The sequence below is a fragment of the Paenibacillus sp. MT86 genome, assembly GCF_058792535.1.
In genome coordinates this window covers 1,626,379-1,647,507 of sequence record NZ_CM179499.1, presented here as the reverse complement: position 1 = coordinate 1,647,507, position 21,129 = coordinate 1,626,379, and the positions used below count along the sequence as shown (strand labels likewise).

Sequence of the window (21,129 nt, the reverse complement as noted above, 5' to 3'; positions counted from 1 at the left end):
TGTTGTTGGTTGTTGACAATCCACTCTCAGAATTGTCCCGGTCCGTTAGTCGCTTTTTCGATTATAACGGGATCATTTTAAAATTTCATTGTTCAATTTAAGGGAAATAATCCACGAAATCATTCATTTTCTCTCATTTATCTTGTGTTTGGTCCATTTTCCTTATTTGAAAATTTTCATAATACGTCAACCGACAGGGAAAGATAGAGCTTGCTTGGTTTACCATAACCTGATTGTTTCGGGATTCATTCTTGATTCAGCGGGTAAAGTCGAAGTATAGAAACCTATTGTAATTGAAAACAAGGAAGGAGATGGACACGATGCGAGACGAAAACAATCGGAATACGCTGGCAGATTTGACATATTTGGAATTCGAGGCCAAACGGAAAGTCGAGGATATGGATTTGATTCCGCAAGACGATCTGAGAGACGTCAACACCTATACGGAGCAAAGCCTAAGCAGCGAAGACGCGGATCATATCGCGTACGATCAGAATGAAGCGGCTCCTGCGGATGCAAAACCGGAGGAGCGGATGAACCCCGATCACAGCGCCATTGATGCATGGGAAGCTACAGGTGCCGATCCGGATCAACGGACCATTGCCGATGAGCGGTTATCCTTGTCATCCGATGCCGGAGAAGCCGACGAGGTGCGGCTGGACCGCACCGCCGACGAAACGGTTATTCGCGATGTCGCGGACGACGAGACGGACCGGGAATGGCGGGCCATCGAGGGTGAGCCCCCAACTCGTCCGGGTGACGAGGTCATCGCCGAGTACACCGGCGATGCGAAGCAGAGAGTCGCAGCCGACGCCGCGTTTTCAGGCAGCGGTACCGCCTTTCTGAATCAGGACATTTTTATGAATTACCCTTCGGGTGAAGAGGAGTATACGCCGCTGGAGGACGTGCCCGACGCGGACGCGATTGCGGCCAACAGCCCGGTGGATCCCGCCGCGCCTCCGACGGAACAGATGCACGGAACCGATCTGCTGAACGGCAGCAATGGCGAGGACGACTAAAACCTGCAAGACCCGCCTCTCCTTATAGGAAGGCGGGTCTTATACTAGCACTGTATGATCCCTCTATTTTCCGAATATGATATCCAGCCAGCCGAGAAATGACATCCACAACAGGATGCCGATCAGGGTACCCCATATGAGTGCCGTTAATATGTTGCCCTTTCTTTCCATGCCTACGCCTCCCATACAACCGTCTTTATAGTAAAACAGTATGGGTCAAGCTATCAGTTCTTATACCAGCCGTTCATTTCAAAGATTCGATTTCATAGGAGGAACAGCCGATGAAGAAACAACCTGACGAGAAGCACCGTTTAGTGACCGAACGCGACATCGATGAGGAATTCGGCCTGTTTGTCGAGGATTCCTATCCGGACAGCATTCCGATACCCGACAGCATCAAACACGAGAAGCCGGATGGCAGCGGTACGAGTAACCGCGGAAATCCTCCGTCATCCTGAACAACACCGGGCAGGAATCGTGATCCTCTTCTTTCACCCATGCCATACCTTCCAACATACACTACACCATACGACCCTGGAAGGATGATGCCTCATATGAAAGGATTGCCGATCCATCCCTGCAGACATAAGATCACCCTGCAGCAGCGACTGGCCTCGTTGACCGGACATCTGGTGGAAATCAACGCGCCGAACACCGGGTTGGAACCCGGACGGCTGCAGCGGGTATTCCCAAAAAATTTCATCAAGGTGCAGGGCGAGCTTTTTGTGCCGTCCAGTCTCAACTCGGTTCGGGTATTCGATGTCAAGCCGCCGGGCAAAACGGTGCGGGTTGGGGTACGGACCACCTTCCCGACCCGCGGCGCCTTCGACCGGATCCGGCTTGTCAGAATCGGAGCCGATTTCATCGAATTGCTTGCCAAGGACAAGAACCGTTCGCGGATTCTGCTCCCTTTAAACAAAGTGGAGGGCATATTTCCTGCCAAGTAAAGACGTACAATGCTCCCCATTTCCTGAAGCTTCCGGACTTGTACAGGTTCGGGAGCTTATTTTTTGCATTCTGAGCCGCTGGCCTTGATTCGTTAATCGCAAGGAAAACATCCTCTATACGCGGTCGGTCTTCTGTGACATGACGTTGATAACGGTTTCCTTAATGTATACTCCGCTATTTCGATTTTCAGTACTTGTCCAACCTGTGATAAAATATGATACAGATTACATGCTTAAGACCTGATAAGGCAAAGCACAGGAGGAGTCAATGATGTTGAAACGCAGAACACGCTGGATGCCGGCCCTGCTCGTCATTCTTGGGCTGTTGTTCGTGATGACGGCATGCGGCCAGAATGACAAGGAAACCGAAAGCGGCGCAGGCGGCGGAACAGGTTCGACGAACGGCGCCGCGGCGCCCGAAGCGGAACCACCGAAGGAAACCGAGGTCAAGCAGAACGTGCCCGACCCGAATGCCAGCCACCCCATCGTCACGATTGAAATGGAGAACGGCAAAACGATAAAGCTTGAGCTTTACCCGGAGGTTGCGCCGAATACGGTGAACAATTTCATCTCTCTGGTGGAACAAGGGTTTTACGATGGCACAGGCTTTCACCGCGTCATCCCCGGCTTCATGATTCAAGGAGGTGATCCTGACGGGAACGGCACGGGGGGACCCGGCTACGCAATCGCCGGAGAATTTACGTCCAACGGGTTTCAGAATGACCTGAAGCATACGACAGGCGTATTATCCATGGCGCGCGCGCAGGATCCAAACTCCGCCGGGTCGCAATTCTTCATTATGGTCGCGGATGCGCCTTCGCTGGATGCCCAGTACGCCTCCTTCGGTAAGGTCATCGAAGGCATGGAAACGGCTGAGGAAATCGTGGGCTTGGAGCGGGATCAGATGGACAAGCCGCTTGAAGTGCCCGTCATGAAGAAAGTGACGGTCGATACGCTCGGGAAGGATTATCCGGATCCCGAAAAGCAGGAATAGCTTTTTTGGGATAAGCGCTGCGGCACAGGGCGCTGTCAGCGAACCATTTTCCTTCCTCGCTTGTGAATGAGCACAGAATCCGGACGGCTTACCAAACAACATGCGAAAGAGGACCGAAGCACGCTTGAAATATAGCTGCGTTCCGGTCCTCTTTTTTATAGATTACAGCAGGGTATGGCCTTTACGGACGAGTCGGCTTCTCGATCACGTAAAGGCAGGTGCTGTCCGGCAAAGTTACCGCCTTCCCATCCTCATCCATGAATTCGATGCGGTCAGCCAATGCCTCGGCATATCCTTCCTGAAGATAATGCTGCTGCACGCGGATCAGCGCTTCGGGGCCCAGCGTTCGGCGGATGCACTCCGCATACTGCGTAGGCGTGAAATATCCGAACTGCTCCTGCACTTCATGAACATACGCTTCGGGGCCCCAAGTATAGGTATACAGAAACTCCATCGCATCGTTGACAGGCATGCGCACCTCCGCGTCAGCCAGCTGCTCGTAGGATATGACCCGGCCTTTGAAATCCGAGGCATACCGGTTCAGCCATTCCATGCCGTCGGCCTCAAGGAAACGGATCCTTCTCCAGGTATCCTCGGGCTCGGTCATGATTCCGTCACGGATAATAATGCGGCCCCCGGGTGCAAGCACCTCATAGGCACTGAGCAAGGCTGCCTCCACGGTCGCCGTATTGAAGCGCGCACCGTCTGTTTCAATGTACGAATACAACTCATGCAGTATCGAGGAGAAGATGACCGTATCGACGCTCCCGGGTTTCACATAGTTCCTGAGATTCAGCGCGTCCCCCTTCAGGACCTCCCATGTTTTGTGCTCCAGACGTTTGCGTTTCTCCAGCGCTTCAATCACGTTCGAGGAGATATCGATCCCGACGGGGCGCGCGTGCGGCAGCCGTTCCTCGATCAGGTCAAGCAGCACGCCTCCACCGGGACCGATATCCAGTACCGCCGTTCCCGTGATATAATCCAGAATCACTTTCTTGTAATCTCCCGTGCTGTTCATATCGTTTAAATAACTCTCTTCGTTATGAAACCGGTCATAAGCATCCCGCCTCAGGCCAAACAGATCAAACAACAGCAGCACTGCCTTCTCGTAGAGCGGGGATTTCTCCGCCTCGATGCAAAAATCGATTAATTTCTCCGCGGCCTGCGAGAATTCGAAGGTAAAGAATACCGTATCCGGCAGCTCCGGCTTTCGTTCGATGCGGTGGCGCAGATGCGGGTTGGCACTCGCCTGACCTTGAAGGCAGGCCTCCCAATCCGTCTGGCGCAAATATTGCTCGATCATTCTTTTCTTGTACACGTTCAGCTTCTTGACGCCCTTGTAATCGTAATACATATCGTTCATCAGCGACTCAAAGCTCAGGTGGCTCACCGAATCCGAAGACCATTGATCCTCCGGGCTCTGTTTCTCCGGATGGAGAGCCAGCAGCAATACCTTCACGAACTCTTCCAACGAGAAATCCTGCAGGGCCGCTTCCACATACCAAAGCGTCATGTCCTGAAACCCATGCAGGGCAGCAGGCAGATCCGTCTGCCTCCGAATCTCCTGAAACTGCCTGTCGAAATCTTCTCCCCGGGCAATGGAAGCGGTCCGAAGGCGGCGCAGCCTTTCCTCATAAGTCCACCGATCCGGGACGCTCCCTTGGGCAAGCTTGCGAATCAGTTGTTTGATTTCCTCCTCAACGGAATGCCATAGCTCCTCCGATACGGCAGCAATGATGCAGTGATTCAAAGGGATCAGCAGCCGGATCAGCTCATCTTCGGTGAGCCGTCCTTCCTCCGTAAGCTTCATCAGCGGCAGGTTTTCCTCGAAGGCGACTTCCCCCCGGATGTGTTGCCCGAGCAGTCCATGGGTAAGTATGAGAGTATGTACCATCTCTTCGTGCGGTGACAGGGTTCCCCTGCCTTGCCGGATATGTCTTTCATACAGCTGCGCGGACCCGATATTATGCAGGAACAATTGGATGCCCGACTGCTGCCAGCGAAGGCGATCCCTCATCGTTCCGCCCTTGGCCGTTTCCGCCCACACCAGGACTTCTTCCAGCAGCTCTTTGATCCAATAGGAAACAGGCAGCGAATCCAGTATCTTCAATGTGCGTTCTACATAATCCAGCACGGGGTTGGCATGGGTCAATTGCCCGATGGACGTGATCCGTTCCAGATTGACGATTCGTTCCTCGGCCGATATCAGCTTCAATAGCCATGGATGCGTTCCCGCAGCCGATTCATCCCCCTGACGAAACGCGGTTATGATATTCAGCGCTTGCAGCATAGGTTGTTCCTCCACTTCCTGTTAAAAATGAACAAAGGTTATCTTTGGTTTCGCTGCTACGATTATAACAAATTGTTTAGGGTGGATCGCGGGCATTTGGTAGTTGCGGATGGTACAGGGTATACTGGTCAACGAAACCATATTTTTTTATCAATGTGAAGGAGTGAATGTACATGAGCCTGAAAAATAAAACAGCCCTCATCACGGGTGCAGGCAAAGGGATTGGACGTGCCCTGGCCATCGCACTTGCCAAGGAAGGCGTGCACGTTGGACTCGTCGCCCGCACGGCAGCAGACCTGGAGCCGCTGAGCGCCCTGGTTGCCGAGCAATATGGTGTCAGAGCCGTCGCGGCGGTGGCCGACGTTTCCGTGCAGAGCGAGGCAGAGGCTGCTTTCGCGGCGGTAAACATGGAGCTGGGCTCGGTGGACATTCTGATCAACAACGCGGGCATCGCCCAGTTCGGCAACCTGCTGGAGATGGAACCCGAAGCCTGGAAGCGTATCGTTGACGTGAATCTGATGGGGACTTACTATATGACCCGCGCAGCGCTGCCCGGCATGATCGAGCATAACCAAGGAGACATCGTCAATATCTCTTCTACGGCCGGAGAACGCGGCTTCGCCACGGGCTCAGCCTATAACGCTTCGAAATTTGCGGTTATGGGACTGACCGAAGCCGTGCTGCAGGAGGTCCGCAAGCACAACATCCGCGTGACGGCGCTGACCCCGAGCACCGTGAACACGGATCTCGCCGTCAATGCCGGTCTGAAGATCGGGGACGAGGACCGGATGATGCAGCCGGAAGACGTAGCCGAGCTTGTACTGGCTGCGCTCAAGCTGCCGCAGCGCGTATTCGTCAAATCCGCCGGGATTTGGACAACCAACCCGCAATAAGGACGCGTCGACAGACGCTCCCATTGCAATAACCAAATTCAAGGGTGTTCTTTGGTCAGGGGCCAAGGAACATCCTTTTTGCGTGCAGCTTGCGTGTAACGCGATGGTCTGCGCCAGCGAATCCTGCGCAACCCTTCCCCCAAGGTTAGGTTCCGATGAAGTCAAGAACGTTTCGCTTAAATACCCGGCAAGATGCGCGTGCTTTGTTCTTTTTTCCATGCGGAATCAAGTGTCAACCATCCGTTGTCATGATATAATGACATGGCGTCATACGCACAGCCAGACCATTACCAAGCTATACTCATGGAAAGAAGATGACAACAGCATGATCGCCGACATTTTACTTGAAGTGGTACTTCCCATCTTTGTCCTGATAGGCTTTGGCATTATTATGCAATATGCCTTTAAGCTCGATTTGTACACACTCGCCAAAATCAACTTTTACTACATTACGCCTGCAGCCGTATTTATGAGTATGTACGAATCCAAGATGTCACCGCAGCTTCTGGGCATGGTGGCGTTATTTTATGCGCTTTATATCGGCGTTCTCTACTTGATCAGCATGCTGGTTGCCAGACAGCGCAAGTTCAACCGGGGGATGAGAGCCGCATTTACCAACAGCCTCCTGCTGGATAATTCGGGAAACTACGGCCTTCCGATCAATGATCTGGCCTTCAAGGGAGATCCGATGGCCGGCTCGGTGCAAGCGCTGATCATGTCATTTCAAAGCCTCCTTACGTTTACGTACGGAGTTATTTCCATTCAGGGAGCCAAGACGGAGGGATTATACAAACAGGCCATTATCGGATTTCTGAAAATGCCCGTCCCCTATGCCCTCGTCATCGGCATTGTGCTGCATGCCCTGGCCTTGCCGCTTCCGGTCTTTATCTCGCAGCCGTTGACCTATGCGGACCAGTCCATGGTGGCGATCGCCCTGCTGACGCTCGGGGCACAGATCATTAAATATCCGCTGCGCCTGCGCCGGCTCGATGTTTACCTCAGCGTCCTGCTGCGTCTTTTGGTCGCGCCGGCTATCGGCATTCTGATCGTGCTGCTGCTCGGGCTAAAAGGCGTTCCGGCGCAAGCGCTCATCATCGCTTCCGGCATGCCCGTCGGCGTCAATTCGTCCATCCTGGCGGAAGAATATCAGAATGAGCCTGATTTTGCTGCACAAACTGTCCTTATATCGACCATACTAAACGTAATTACGATTACCGGCCTGATCACGCTGGCCAAATTCATAGCCTAAAGACTAACTCAACTCAGCTAGGAGGAATTACATATGAATTTTGATCTTGCGATTGACCGCACCTGTACCAACTGTCAGAAATGGGATAATGTCCCCACCGTCTTCGGCGTGCCGGACGCGCTTCCGATGTGGGTGGCCGACATGGATTTTGCCGCGCCATCCGCCGTTGTAGAGGCGCTTCATAAACGGGTGGAGCATGGCGTGTTCGGCTATACGTTCCCGTCCGACTCTTACCGCGAAGCGATTAGCGATTGGATGAAGAAACGCCACAGCTGGAGCATTCAGCAGGAGTGGATTCAGTTCTGTCCGGGCGTCGTCCCGGCTCTCAGCCTTATCGTGGATGCGTTCACCGAGCCGGGCGATCAAGTCGTCATCCAGACGCCGGTCTATCCGCCGTTCTACAGCGTCGTTCAGGACCATGGCCGTGAGCTGGTGCATAATCCGCTTCTTCTTAGCGAAGAGGGGGATTACACGATGGATTTCGAGGACCTGGAGAAGAGCTTTTCTACCGGCCATGTCAAAATGATCATTCTGTGCAGTCCGCACAACCCGGTGGGCCGGGTGTGGAGCCGAGCGGAGCTGGATCGTCTGGCTTCCCTCTGCCAGCAATACGACGTGCTTGTCGTATCGGATGAAATCCATGCGGATCTGGTGTTTGAACCCGGCGCGCATACGCCGTTCGCCGCGCTGTCCGAGGATGCCGCCGAGCGTTCCATCATCTGTACCGCTCCTAGCAAGACGTTTAATATCGCCGGCCTGAACACGGCGAACATCATCATCCCGAATGCGCAGCTGCGCAGCAAGTTCCGCAAAATATTGAACCGTTACGCCATCGGCTCCATCACGCCGATGGGTGCGGCCGCCACCGAGGCTGCTTACCGTGAGGGCGAACCGTGGCTGGATGAGCTTCTGGTTTACATCCGCGGGAACATGGAGCTGGTAGCCCAATATGCACAGGAACATCTGCCCGAGCTGAAGGTGGTTATGCCGGAAGCCACCTACCTGTTGTGGATTGATTTCCGCGGCATGGGCATGTCCCACGAAGAGCTAAACCGCTTCCTCGTTCAAGAGGCGAAGCTCGGATTGAACAGCGGCGCGGCCTTCGGCAAGGAAGGCGAAGGCTTCATGCGCATGAACCTGGCCTGCACGCGCGCCACCGTTCAGGAGGCGTTGTCCCGCCTGAACAAAGCTGTCGGGGAATGGCGGAAGGCTTAAAAACATACAAGATCCCGGAATGAAATGATTAACGGAGTCAAGCCCATGGCTGACTCCGTTTATTTTTGTATTTTACGATAACGGCTCTTTTATTAGATAAAGATCTAAAATTATTATTGACCATCATCTAACAGTTATGTTTTACTTCTATCTAGAAAGGTGGTTAGATGATGGTGATACAAGAAAACGCTCGAGAGATTCGTTATCGGGATCTGTCATCCCAAAAGGAGTATCTGAAGTTAATGATGGCCAATGCCGTGAACCGGTTCGGCGATTCCATCGACATGATTGCTTTTTCCTTGATGGTATACCAGCTTACCGGTTCCGCTTCATGGGTAGCCGTTATTTTCGGCATCAATGCACTCCCTTCCATCCTGTTTCAGCCCTTTGCAGGCGCCATCGTTGAAAGACTTCACAAGAAAACCATCATGATCCTTGCGGATATCGGACGAGGAGTGATTGTAGGCGTCACTGCCGTCCTGCTTATGCTTGATCTGCTTCAGCCCTGGATTCTGCTTGTGCTTACGTTCATGAATTCCACACTGGAATCCCTTCGCATTCCCGCCGGGTTAGCCATCATTCCCCAAGTGCTTGATAAAGCCTTATATACCCATGGCATATCCTTAAATTCAACCATCAAGAAAATCGTGGAGTTAGCCGGTCTTGGCGCTGCCGCAGCCATCATCGGATTATTCGGCCTTGGGGTGGCTATTTTGATCGACGCCGTCACCTTTTTACTGTCCGCCCTCTTCATTCTGGGCATCAACAGCAAGGAAACATGGCAGCGGAGCCCGATTCGGCTGGATTTGAAAGGCTATCTCCATGCGCTGGCCGAGGGATTCATCTATCTAAGAAAGGCAAAAGTCGTATTCGCCGTCTGCATATTAGGCGGCATCATGGGCATCTTCCTGATTCCCATTAACTCCATGATGGCTCCATACACGACGGGAGTGTTAGGACTGTCCGCCAAGGGGTTGTCCGTTGCCGGCATTTCCTCAACGATCGGTCTTGGCATCGGTGCCTTCTTGTTCCCTTACTTAAGAAAACATTTCTCTGCACGCATTCTGTTCATCACTGGCGGGACGTTCATTGGAATCTGTTATCTGGTATGGTTCTGGATATCGCACTATTCCGGACAAGTCATGCTGACCTATGTCATGTTGGCTTCTACCATGCTGATATTCGGTTTTTTTGCTTCCTTCGTGGAAACGGTGATCGGGGTAGCCTTCATGGAACACATTGAGGAATCCTACTTGTCTCGCGCCGGTGCCATTTTTAACGCTATCGCAAGCTCAACCATTCCGCTCGGTTCGCTGATCGTCGCCACCGCGATGACGTTTATAACCCTTGAACAGCTATTTGTCGCTACTGGTATTTTTACAATTATATTGTTTGTTGGTATGCTCTTCATAAACACATTACGCCAGCTGTAAAGGAGTAATCCCATGAACATAACGGTATTGGCAAGGCCGGATATTCTCCGTGAATGCATCGAATTGCTCTATCGGTATACGAATCATGAAGACACCCGGTCCGTGAAGAATGAACTCACGATGAAATATAATCTGGACTCGCCGGACCTATTGCAAACCTTCGACCCCATCATCGAGATAGGAGAGCTGGTTTACGGCCAACTGGAAGCAGCGCCTGATCGCATGGCTTTTTTCTTCGAAAGCCGGGGACAAGCGGGGTGGTGCTGCGCCAAGCTGCTATTGGATGAATATCTCCGCTCAGCGGGTACGAATGCGAATATTCTTCGGCTGTCCCCTGTCATGCAGGATGAACGGCGGCGCAAATACGCGGAGTCTCTCTTCCGATTATTTATGGGGGATGCCGAAAGCCACGAATGCCAATCGACTCATACCGATGCCGATCTGACCAACATGATTGACGGACTCGAACTGGACGTTCAGGAAAAATGGACGTTACATCTCTTATATCAGAACTTCGAGATATACATGCAGGAATTGCAGAGCATCCTTGAACAGGCCGTGACCCTGTATGAGGAACAATTGCCCTTGCTTGAGCCTCTGCTGGACCGCTTTGCGGCAAGATACCATCAGGTGGTTCAAACCGAACCGCTGGAGTACATCAATAACCGATTCCAAATCAATCTCTTGGACGATGAGGAAATCCGAATCGTTCCGCAAATCATGGGTTTCAATATGGTCACGCTCCATCCTCAAAAAAGCGAGAATTCAATAGAGACGCTGTATATCGGCATTCTCTTTGAAGCTCTTCAAGAAGCGGTCAGCCGGGTCATCTCGGACGAGAAGATATGCAAAACGTTGAAAATGCTGAGCGATGCCAGCAAATTTGCAATTCTGAAGTCAATTTACCGTGAGCCGGCATACGGTTCGGAACTGGCAGACCGGCTGAATCTAACCACGGCTACCATCTCGCATCATATGAACGCACTCATACACCAGGGATTCGTCATGATGGAAAAGCGGGCAAACCGAATCTACTACCGAATGAATCGGACGGCTGTCGAGACTTACCTGGAACAGCTGCGATCCAGCTTATTGCAGCAGGAATGAGCAGTCGTCCTTGCATGCCCGGTATGGGATTTATCCTCTCCGCATAAGGAAAAAGAAGGGTGAGCCAATGTCTCTCCTTTGGCTCACCCTTCTTATGCAACCCTTTCTCTTCCACAGCCGTTAGTCGCTTCGCCAAACGAAAATAGCTGTTGAGCGAACTCTTATCCGTCTGAATGCTACTGCATATGCTTCGCCAAATACTCGCCGTTTGCCTTCAGCAAGGGATAGGCTTTGCCGGATACCGTCCCGCTCTGCTTATGGCTTTCCAGCAACTCCATGAAGCCGTCCAAATGGTGGGCCGCCTGCTGCTTGTTCCCCTTCTCTTCGAAGCGGATGACCGAATCCAGGTGCGCCGTAAGCGAGCGGGCAGCCCCTTGGTTCGCAAACCCGCCTGCTTGCTCCAGCTGATCGACCAGACCTTTCAGGTGCAGGGAGCTTGTATTCTCCAGCTGGTACGTTCCTCTAACAAACTGATACAACCAGTCATACATTATCCGGATATCCGGATCCTGGCTTGCCGCTGCATCTCTTAACACAGGCCCGGAGCCTTTGTAATACGCTTTGAAGGTATCGTTCATATAGCCATACTTCACGCCGCCATCCAGGTATTCCTTATACCGGTTGCGGAATACATCGTCGGTCAGCATCCGTCCGTCAAACTCGATCTCGACGCCCATCCCGAATCGTTTGGCCGTGTATGCGGCATCGTCCAGGCGCTCGCTGCTCATGTCTTCAAAGAAATAGTTCGGCTGGAACGCGACCGCGTCGAATCCGACCTCTTCCCACATATAACTCTTATAGGCCAAGAAATGAGGAATCCAGAAGGACTTTAAGCCTTCGCCGTGAATTTGGCCGTTCACGTATTTCAGCATATCCGGACCGGAAGCGCTTGTGCTTACCTGTTCGGACAGCCAGTATAAACCGGCAAGCTCCAGATTGGAATAATGGTTAGCCTCCCACCGCTGCAGCACTTCGTCCATCCACCAGCGGATCGCCTTTTGCCTGTTCGCCATGGCCGACTCCTCGCCAATGGCCCCGGCGTTAAAATTTTCGGAGATTCCATCTCCGTCCACGTCGCCGAAGTCGGTTAGATACTCGCCCGTATCCGGGATCATCACGACCACCTTGGTTTTATGGTCAGGCTGCCCCAGCTTGGCTCCTACCTCCTTGGTGGCTTCATTGAGATGGTGCATCTCGCCGTCCGCATCAAAAGTCTTGTCGAGGTACCACTTCCAGTCCTTCAGGTTCGCGCCGCCGCCAAAGTCGCGTCCATCCGGCGATATCAACCCAAGCGTAAGCACGCCGTCAAAAAACCAATCCACCGGCTCCCCGTTCTGGTCCACGTAGCTGATCTGAGGAATGATCTCCTCTTTGCTCCAGTCTCCATCCCCATTGGCATAATGACCATTGTATAGAAGGGACAAATCATGAATGCCGGCCGTAGCCTCTCCCGGCTGCAAATATTTAAATTCTTGCGGCGGAAGCTGCACCGCCCCAGCGGCTTTGCCATCAGTCCCCATGATCTCGATTTCGTCGATGAAGGTCCAGGCCCTTGTATGCATGGTGAAGCTCACCTTCACATAACGCGCGTAAGCGAACTTCCCATCTTCGAAGCCCGGCACGCCATCGGTCTGGCTATCCCAAGCGTACGTTTCGTCTACGGGCGGACCGTCCACCCATAACGTCTGGGTCGCTTTATTCGTCAAGTTCGCCCAATGAACATTGTCGTCCGAGACATACATCGAAACCGTTAGCGGAAACAGAATCGCCGAGCCAGGCCAATCCTGCAGAAAACGCGCGTTGATGCCCGAGATGGATTTGGCCTCGCCAAGATCAAATACGACCTCACGCGTCTTCTTGCGTATATGACCGACCCATGCGGAATCCAGTACATTCCGCGTTCCATGTATTCCGTCGTTCAGTTTATGGCCAGGGTCGGGATAATTGGCTTCCGGGGCCTCCGACCACGAGTAGGTTGCATTTCTTGCCAGGTTTCGCACCTCCGATTGAGCCTCATCAGCATAAGCGAAAGGAATGATCGAGAACATCATGACCACAATCATGGCTAACGATACCCGTTGTTTCATAGAACGCATATAAATTAACCTCCTCTTATCATGCTTCCTGATCTTCGCCGGTTTTCACCGGACTTCAGCCTTACGAGCTCCAGCAATCGTGGGCCGGCGCCGTAACTCGCGCCATTGCCATGGTTTCGTCATCTCACCCCCTTCCAGTCATGATCTGCCTTCATGCCTCCAATCCTATATTCGCCCCCCCTGCCCTTTCCTTCGTTCAGATCCACCTGCGCTTCAATCGATTTCCGATATCGTTCGGTTATATCCTGGGGACGCGTAATTGCGCTGCCTACCACGACAAACCGGGCGCCGGCATTCAGAGCCTGAATCATGTCGTCCGCGCTGGCAAACCTGCCTTCGGCTATAACCGGCAGCCGCGTTCCCTGAACCAGCCTTGCGACCAGCCCGATATCGGGCTTTGTCGTTTCCGGACTATAGGCTGTATACCCGGACAGCGTTGTGGAAATATAATGAACGCCCAAATCGGCCGCATACAGTCCTTCCTCCAAGGTGGAAACATCCGCCATCACATGGATTCCCCGACGAATCAGCTCATCGACTATCTCTTTCAGTTTGTTCCCATCCGGTCTCGGCCTCAGCGTCCCGTCCATTGCTACAATATCGGCGCCGGCCTCATGGACGGCTAAGGCATCCTCAAGGGTCGGCGTAATGTAAACGGGATAACCTTCGATCTGCCGTTTCAGCAGCCCGATGACCGGCACGCTCACCGCCGCTTTAATTGCCGCAATATCAGCCGTTCCATTGGCCCGGATCCCGATGGCTCCTCCCAGCACGGCCGCTTTCGCCATTTCAACCATATGCTGCGGTCCAAACAGCGGCTCTCCCTCATACGCCTGACAAGACACCACTAATCCTCTATCTGTAATCATCCGCCTCATATTTAGCTCCTACATCTGGTTTAGTATAAACTTGCGTCATCCTTCGTTTACTTCAAGCCCGTAATCGTGATTCCTTCGATAAACTTCTTCTGGACGAAGAAGTATAGAACGATGATGGGAATCGTAAACAGCGTAGCGGCTGCCATTAAAGGCCCCCACGCCACCCCATTCTCCCGAATAAATTGCTTCAGGCCGATGGACAGGGTCCATGTTTCCTGATCGTTCAAGTAAATCAACGCTCCCTGGAAATCGCCCCATGCGCCCAGAAACGTAAACAGGCCGATCGTCAGAAGGGCCGGTTTGGCAAGCGGCAGCACGATTTGGGCGTAGATGCGAAACTCCGACGCGCCGTCGATTTTGGCTGATTCGGTGAGCTCCATCGGAATTCCGTTAAAAAACTGCCGGATCAGGAACACATTGTACGCCATCCCCGTCCCGAACCACGCCGACAGCACCAGCGGCCAGTTGGAATTCAGCAGGTTGACCTTGTTGAATACGACATACAGCGGAATCATCGTTACCTGCATGGGGAGCATCAGCGTGCTGAGCATCAGGATAAACAGCATGTTTCGGCCTTTAAATTGAATTCTCGAAAAGCCGTACGCGACCAGCGGCGATAAAATCACGACGCCTGCAACGCTCATCAAGGCAATCACGACGGTGTTCCAAGTGTATTTGATGAACGGAATCATGTTGACCGCGTTTACGTAGTTATCCCATATCCATTCCGTCGGAATCCATTGGATGGGAATGACGAAGATTTCCTCCTCGGTCTTAAAGGTGGTCAGCAGCAGCCAGGCGAAGGGCGCCAGAAACAGCAGGCCCACGAGGATTAACAGCATATGAGGAATGATCTTTCGGCCGATAAATGCTTCGTTCATTATTTTTCACCTCCATAGAAGACCCACTTGCTGGATGTTTTGAAGATTAACAGGGTCAGCAGCAGCACGATGATAAACAAAATCCAAGCCATCGCCGAGGCGTATCCCATCTTCAGGAACATGAAGGCGTTCTGGAACAAATAAATCGCATAGAACAAAATCGAGTTCCCCGGCCCGCCAATGGCCTGATTGCTTGATTCCGCAAACACGTAGCCTTGGGAAAAATATTGAAAGGAGCCGATCAGCCCCATAATGAGCTGGAAGAAGGTCAGGGGCGAGATGGCCGGCAACGTGATATGCCAGAACTTATGCCACTTGTTCGCACCGTCAATGGAAGCGGCCTCATAATACATTTTGGGCACTTCCTGCAGCGCCGCCAAATACATGATGGTGATCGTCCCGGTCCCCCAGAAACCCATCATAATCAGCGACGGTTTGGTCCAGTTCTCGTCCATCAGCCAATTCGGTTCCGGCAGGCCGATCGCGCCCAGCATCTGGTTCACCAAACCATATTGCGCGTTCAACAGCCAAATCCACAGCAAGGATCCCGCTACGGCCGGGACCAGCGTTGGCAGGAAATAAATCGTCCGGTACAGGGACAGTCCCTTGACGCTCTGGTTTAGCAGCAGGGCAATGCCCAGCGCGTACGCAAGTTGGGGGAAAAATCCGAACAAAGCCATGAATGCGGTGTTGTACAGGGATGAGAACATTTTGCCGTCTTGGGTCATCTCCACATAATTGTCCAGGCCGACCCATTGGGGCGAGGTAAACAGGTTATACTCCGTGAAGCTGTAATACAATGACGTGATAATCGGATAGAGCTGGAAGACCAGGAAGCCGAATATCCATGGACTTAAAAACAAAAGTCCGATGATCAGCCGTTTTCTTTCCCTGCTCTTCATTCCGCTCCGGGGTTCCAAACGTTCCATGTGATCTTTTCACCTCCAAGTAAAAAACAACAACCTGCAGGGAGCGGCCAGCCTGCCTATCGTACTCGCCGCTCCTGCATCATCAAGATTATTTTTTGTCCGCGATCGGCTGCATCTTGCTCACGACATTATCCATCGCTTCCTGAGCGCTTATCTGTCCTTTGAGCGCCTTCTCCGTTTCTTCATTCAAGGTCTGCAAGTATTCGTTAATGTAAATGCTGTTCGGGAAGCCCTTCAAATTCGGATTTTTCGCACTTTCATAATAGTCCCAAAGTTCCTTCACCTCTTGGTTCTCCGTCAGCTTCGGATTATCAAGCGCTTTCATTAGAACGGGGATAGAGCCGCTCTGGATGCTGTATTCAATCTGAACGTCCTCACCGAGCAGGTACTGCATCACCTTCCACGCCTCTTCCTGATGCTTCGCCTTGGATGGAATGAACATGGCGATCGGACTAACCATGCCGGAGCCTTTAAGATCAGGGTTGGCTGCTGGGTAAGGGAATGGCGCTACGCCGACTTCCTTGCCTTCGCCGCGATGCTTGACATACCAGTTCTCCCAGCCGATAATCATGGCCAGCTTGCCGGTCAGGATCGGATCCTGCGGAGTTTCGAGACCGCCCATGCCCGATTTGAATTTATCGATGCTCTCCTGCCCGAATTCCTTATAATAATTCACTTGATAATCAATGGCCTTTACATTCGCTTCCTGGTTCGCGGTCAGCTTCCCGTTGCCGTCGTCCCATGAGCCGTTGAAGATGATCGGCCAAAACACGTTATCGATCCAAGGGTAATCCGGTATAAAGCCCATCTGCGTTATATTTCCTTTATCGTCCTTCTTGGTCAGCTTCTTCGAATATTCGAGCAGATCTTCGAGCGTCTCCGGCGGAGCCGTGAGTCCTGCTTCCTCGAACGCCTTTTTGTTGTAAAACAATTTATTGGCCATGCTCATGGAAATCGGGAACCCGAAGATATCATTGTTGACCTTCATGCGATCCAGCGCCGCAGGAATGATCTGGCTGGTGTCGAATCCGTCCCGTTTGATGAATTCCTCCAGCGACTGCACCGCACCGGCAGCAGACCAAGGTCCGATGTTATTCCACTGCGTTACGATGAGATCCGGAGCACTGCCCCCCGAAATCGCGGTTAGTTGTTTCTGATGATCCTGATTGCTGAGTGTCTTGACTACGATGTCGTCCTGGCTTTCATTAAATTTCGCTACAGCATCCTCAATCGGCTTCGCGTTTTCTGCTGTGGCAGAACTCCATAGTTGAATTTCAACCTTGCCGTCCTGGCCGGCCTTGCCGCCAGTGCCGTCCGCTCCGGAGCATGCGCTTAATACGGTGGAGAAGGCTAAGAGCAGCATAAGCAAAACGTGAAACGACTTCTTTCTATAGTGCTTCTTCAAATGACTCACCCTCCAACATTTCATGGTTTTATAATTTCATAACTGAAGAAAAATTCCTTCTAAACAGAAATTAATGGATAATTACTCTTTCGTCAATCCTTATTTTTCTGATTTTTGTTTTTATCCTGACATAAAAAAAGCAAGGATTATAATCATAATCCTTGCTGCATCTAGGATATTTCATGATAATTATGCCTGATCAACATTAAAAATATTTTTTAGTTATTTGAATCGTTTTGGAGAAATGATCCACCTATATGACGTATTGCATACATTCCATCTCACCGTAAAACCATACTTGGGCCGCCGCTCCTATGACGCCGGCGTCATTGCCAAAACTCGCAGCCATAATCCGGCAGCAGCTTCTCATATACGAAGACGTTCGGGCATCGATTTCCTGATCGAGCTCCTGCAAAAAACGGGGACCGGATTCCGCAACCCCGCCTCCGATCACAACGACCTCCGGATTAAAGGCATGAATATACCCGGCAACAGCAGCTCCCAGCGCCCGGATGACCACCCGCATGACCGCCGTGGCGGATGGATCATTCTGATGCCAAGCCCGAATAATATCCCGGGAATTAGGCCTCCATGCATATGAAACGCTTTCATTTCTTTGCATTTCAAGACCTATTCTGGCAATCCCGCTTCCGGAGGCATACAGCTCGATGCATCCGTTATTTCCGCAGCTGCAGCGAGGGCCGTTAATGTCAACACTAACATGGCCGAGCTCCGCCGCCCCGCCAAAGACGCCTCGCAGAAGGCGTCCTGATTCCATGACGGCACCGCCGATGCCGGTGCCAAGAGCCAAGCACACAAAATTATCGCAGTGTTTGCCAACCCCGTACATCTTCTCCGCCATCGCAATGACATTGACATCATTGTCCACATACACGCGAGTGTTATAACGCTGTGTTACCAGCCGTTTAATTGCCGTCCCCGTCCAGTCGGGAAGCGTATCTCCCGCGTATAGAACGGTCCCTTCCCGAAAATCGATCTGGCCTGCGCTGCCGATGCCGATCCCTTGCACCTCTCCCTCAGCGCCGGCCGATTTCATCATCATGTCGATGCCAAGCAGCACTTTGTGCATAAGCTGCTCTGGACCTTTATGGGCCTCGGTTGGCACCCGATGCCGGTTTATGATCTCCCCCCCTCGATCGATGACCGCAAATTGGACTTTCGTCCCCCCAATATCAACGCCGATGGCGTAACCCATAACAAGGTAACACTCCCTTCTGTGATCCTTAAAAAATGAACGAAAGATCACCCCGCTTTCGCCGATGATGAATATGTGAATCGATTCAAGGAATCGATTCACTAGTACAGCTTATCCGCAACGGAACTTGCGGTTTTTTTCAACGATTCCGAGGCATCCTCTTTTTTCATCGTTAAGAGCGTTGTAAGAATGTTCAGCATGTACGTCTGCATGAATTTTGTCGCCAGTGCCCCGCCCTCGGTCGGCATTTCCCGGGAAGACACGAGCAGCACCGTATCTGCGTACGTGGCAATCGGGGAGCGCAGGTGCCCGGTCAAGCAGATGACGTCCGCTCCATTCTTCTTCGCTTCCTTCACCGGATCCACCAGGTCGCGCGTGCTTCCGGAAGTGGATATGGCGAATACGAGATCGCCCTTCTTGACCAATGAAGCGGACATGGCAATAATATGCGAATCCCGGTGCGCTTCCACATTGAGTCCCAGCCTCATCAGCTGATAATGCAAATCCAGGGCGGTTATGCCTGAAGAGCCTACGCCATAGACATACACTTTGTTTGCGGCCAGCAGTTTATCAACCGCCATCCTCAGATTGTCGGCATTCACCAGATCCAGCGTATTCTTCAGTAAAATTTCATGCTGCATCGTCAGCTTTCGAGCCACCGTCATCAGGTCGTCCTGCTCATCGATAGAGGTATCGACTACGGATGGGGGACGATCCACCAAGTCCTGTGCAACGGACAGCTTGAACTCATGAAATCCCCGGAACCCCAGCTTGCGGCAGAATCGAATGACGGAGGTCTCTCCGACCCCTGCTTTCTCGGACAGATCCGTAACGGTGGCAAGGACCGTTTCCTCGGGGAAACCTTTTACGTAATCAGCCACTTTTTTCTCCGTCTTGGTCAGGGAAGAATAAATGCTTGATATCATCAGCAGCGTATTGGATTGATTCAGTCTTGGGCCTACTCTTGCCATTCCACATCCCTCATTTCTCTCTATCTGGACAAAAAAGAATATTTTCTCCTTAATTATATATTAAAAAAGAGTTTTCTTTCAATAACAAAAAAGAAGCTGTCAGCATCCTTATGGATCGGATACTGCAGCTTCCATCATGATTTCGTTGCATTAAGAAAAATTCTGTCCCGCGCATCCTTCCAGGCATGCTTACATCATCGTTCCGCTGTCGTCCGTGCTTGAAGTCAGTTCCTCGATAGCCACTGCCCCGTTCAGGCCGCCGTCGGCCGTTTGCGCCCGCTCCATTCGGTATCCTGCGTCCAGCATCGAGCCATCCAGCTGATGCAGCTGCTGGCTGACTTGATCCATCTGTTTGAACAGCTGGCGATACTGATAGGCTTGCGCATAGTCGCTCTGCTGCGCGGCCTCGTCCAGCTGCTCGAACATCGTTTTATTCTCGCCCAGCACCTGTCGGTACTGCTCCGCCGCAGCGGTTCGGATATCCTGAGCCGCCCCCATCATCCCATGCAGCACCATCCTGCAGTTTACCAGCTCCTGGCGCACGGCGGAAGAAGTTTCAGGCGTGACCGCAGCCTGCGCATTCTGAAGCTCGGCGTGGATCCCGCCGAGCTCGTTCACGATCATCCCGACTTCGTCCATGCGGCCGTTCTGCCCTGCAGCAGCCAATTGGCTGGATAGCTGATTGAGTCTCATCGACATGTTTTGAATATTGCTCATTCGTTATTCCCCATTTCCGGACCAAGTCCTTTTTATGAACTAGGATGCGATAAACCATGGATTGCTATTCATTCCGGTATCTGGGCGTGATTAACGGTCTGCTGGAATGCGGGGCGGGATGCCGATATAATAGAGTAAGCCATCATATGAAAGTAGGTAGATTAAAGAGTCCGCATGATCAAACGCAAAAAAACGACGCTTTTCCTTGTTGTTGCCTTATTGCTCGCCATATTCTACATGCAGCTGCAAACCGCCATACCGGGATTTATCAACGATCTCGATTTTGATTTTAATAGCAAAGAATCCCCTGAAATCACCCAGCTCCACCCTTATGTACTGCAACAGAAGAATGAGCTTGTCCGTCTCACCAAGAAAAAAGGGATCACGATTGTCATAACGGACGGTTACCGGAGCCACGAAGAGCAGACCCGCATCTACAATCAGGGCCGCAGCACCGAGGGCAGCATCGTGACGAACGCCAAGGCCGGGGAATCTCTTCACAACTACGGGCTCGCCATTGATTTTGCGCTGAGGCTGAAGGATGGCAGCGTCATCTGGGATATGGAATACGACGGGAACGGAAACGGTAAGGCCGACTGGATGGAAGTCGTGGAGATTGCAAAGGATTTAGGCTTCCAGTGGGGCGGAGATTGGGCCAACTTTCCGGATTATCCGCATCTGCAAATCGATTTTGGATTATCGATCCGTGATTTGAAACGGGGAAAGCTCCCTCCCATGGACGCTTCCGAGTATTCGGAAGCCAAATGAAATGAGATTGTTATTTGTTTTTATTGAGCATCGAGGTACGCATAGCATAGTTTAGCTATACTCCAATATGACTAACGCATCAGGTAAATAAATCAAGGCCGACCAGATCCTTCTGGCCGGC

At 52.0% G+C, this 21,129-nt stretch carries 19 protein-coding genes; 10 read left to right on the top strand and 9 right to left on the bottom strand.

What is annotated here, in order from left to right; genetic code table 11:
• The first annotated feature begins 320 nt into the window (after positions 1–320).
• The 4 genes from AC3RCL_RS07000 (at position 321) to AC3RCL_RS06985 (ending at position 2,960) form a co-directional block, all read left to right on the top strand.
• Positions 321–1,019 carry a hypothetical protein gene (locus tag AC3RCL_RS07000; protein WP_277748243.1) on the top strand — a complete coding sequence of 233 codons (699 nt, stop codon included), beginning with the start codon at positions 321–323 and terminating at the stop codon, positions 1,017–1,019.
• 281 nt (positions 1,020–1,300) lie between these two features.
• A complete protein-coding gene (locus AC3RCL_RS06995) occupies positions 1,301–1,477 on the top strand; it encodes a hypothetical protein (protein WP_015733913.1) in 177 nt (58 codons plus the stop codon).
• A 96-nt stretch (positions 1,478–1,573) separates the two neighbouring features.
• Positions 1,574–1,966, top strand: a complete 393-nt coding sequence (locus AC3RCL_RS06990; RefSeq protein ID WP_015733912.1) for a hypothetical protein — start codon at positions 1,574–1,576, stop codon at positions 1,964–1,966.
• A 271-nt stretch (positions 1,967–2,237) separates the two neighbouring features.
• Entirely contained in the window at positions 2,238–2,960 is a 723-nt protein-coding gene (locus AC3RCL_RS06985) for a peptidylprolyl isomerase (RefSeq protein WP_277749013.1), read from the top strand.
• 181 nt (positions 2,961–3,141) lie between these two features.
• Here AC3RCL_RS06985 and AC3RCL_RS06980 read toward each other — a convergent pair whose 3' ends face one another.
• A complete protein-coding gene (locus AC3RCL_RS06980; RefSeq protein ID WP_492535029.1) occupies positions 3,142–5,250 on the bottom strand; it encodes a class I SAM-dependent methyltransferase in 2,109 nt (702 codons plus the stop codon).
• A gap of 173 nt (positions 5,251–5,423) precedes the next feature.
• On the opposite strand from AC3RCL_RS06980, the gene AC3RCL_RS06975 reads away from it, so the two are divergent.
• The 5 genes from AC3RCL_RS06975 (at position 5,424) to AC3RCL_RS06955 (ending at position 11,147) form a co-directional block, all read left to right on the top strand.
• A complete protein-coding gene (locus tag AC3RCL_RS06975) occupies positions 5,424–6,143 on the top strand; it encodes a 3-ketoacyl-ACP reductase (RefSeq protein ID WP_015733909.1) in 720 nt (239 codons plus the stop codon).
• Positions 6,144–6,468: 325 nt separating this feature from the next.
• The gene (locus tag AC3RCL_RS06970; RefSeq protein WP_015733908.1) at positions 6,469–7,392 is read left to right on the top strand and encodes an AEC family transporter; all 924 of its coding nucleotides are present in this window, start codon (positions 6,469–6,471) and stop codon (positions 7,390–7,392) included.
• A gap of 33 nt (positions 7,393–7,425) precedes the next feature.
• Entirely contained in the window at positions 7,426–8,607 is a 1,182-nt protein-coding gene (locus AC3RCL_RS06965) for a MalY/PatB family protein (protein WP_277748241.1), read from the top strand.
• Positions 8,608–8,774: 167 nt separating this feature from the next.
• A complete protein-coding gene (locus AC3RCL_RS06960; RefSeq protein ID WP_277748240.1) occupies positions 8,775–10,040 on the top strand; it encodes an MFS transporter in 1,266 nt (421 codons plus the stop codon).
• 12 nt (positions 10,041–10,052) lie between these two features.
• Positions 10,053–11,147, top strand: a complete 1,095-nt coding sequence (locus AC3RCL_RS06955; protein ID WP_277748239.1) for an ArsR/SmtB family transcription factor — start codon at positions 10,053–10,055, stop codon at positions 11,145–11,147.
• A 176-nt stretch (positions 11,148–11,323) separates the two neighbouring features.
• Here the strand turns inward: AC3RCL_RS06955 and AC3RCL_RS06950 are convergent, their stop codons facing one another.
• The 8 genes from AC3RCL_RS06950 to AC3RCL_RS06915 all read right to left on the bottom strand — a co-directional run bounded on the left by AC3RCL_RS06950 (position 11,324) and on the right by AC3RCL_RS06915 (position 20,240).
• Positions 11,324–13,243: a DUF4855 domain-containing protein gene (locus tag AC3RCL_RS06950; protein WP_492535026.1), complete on the bottom strand. Its 1,920-nt coding sequence runs from the start codon at positions 13,241–13,243 to the stop codon at positions 11,324–11,326.
• Positions 13,244–13,362: 119 nt separating this feature from the next.
• On the bottom strand, positions 13,363–14,121 hold the full coding sequence (locus AC3RCL_RS06945; protein ID WP_492535024.1) for an N-acetylmannosamine-6-phosphate 2-epimerase: 759 nt from the start codon (positions 14,119–14,121) through the stop codon (positions 13,363–13,365).
• Positions 14,122–14,168: 47 nt separating this feature from the next.
• Complete coding sequence (locus AC3RCL_RS06940; protein WP_096775299.1) at positions 14,169–15,002, bottom strand: carbohydrate ABC transporter permease; 834 nt, start codon at positions 15,000–15,002, stop codon at positions 14,169–14,171.
• Positions 15,002–15,931 (bottom strand): carbohydrate ABC transporter permease, encoded by a 930-nt coding sequence (locus AC3RCL_RS06935; protein WP_492535022.1) that lies wholly within the window; start codon positions 15,929–15,931, stop codon positions 15,002–15,004. Before AC3RCL_RS06935 ends, AC3RCL_RS06940 begins: the two co-directional genes overlap by 1 nt.
• Before the next feature lie 88 nt (positions 15,932–16,019).
• Entirely contained in the window at positions 16,020–17,336 is a 1,317-nt protein-coding gene (locus AC3RCL_RS06930) for an ABC transporter substrate-binding protein (RefSeq protein WP_492535021.1), read from the bottom strand.
• Between the two features lie 253 nt (positions 17,337–17,589).
• Entirely contained in the window at positions 17,590–18,552 is a 963-nt protein-coding gene (locus AC3RCL_RS06925) for an ROK family protein (RefSeq protein WP_452517286.1), read from the bottom strand.
• A gap of 101 nt (positions 18,553–18,653) precedes the next feature.
• Positions 18,654–19,523 (bottom strand): MurR/RpiR family transcriptional regulator, encoded by an 870-nt coding sequence (locus AC3RCL_RS06920; protein WP_036662487.1) that lies wholly within the window; start codon positions 19,521–19,523, stop codon positions 18,654–18,656.
• 189 nt (positions 19,524–19,712) lie between these two features.
• Positions 19,713–20,240 (bottom strand): hypothetical protein, encoded by a 528-nt coding sequence (locus AC3RCL_RS06915; RefSeq protein WP_492535019.1) that lies wholly within the window; start codon positions 20,238–20,240, stop codon positions 19,713–19,715.
• A 174-nt stretch (positions 20,241–20,414) separates the two neighbouring features.
• Here AC3RCL_RS06915 and AC3RCL_RS06910 point away from each other — a divergent pair, with 174 nt between their 5' ends.
• A complete protein-coding gene (locus AC3RCL_RS06910; protein ID WP_192569403.1) occupies positions 20,415–21,008 on the top strand; it encodes a M15 family metallopeptidase in 594 nt (197 codons plus the stop codon).
• The last annotated feature ends 121 nt before the right edge of the window (positions 21,009–21,129 follow it).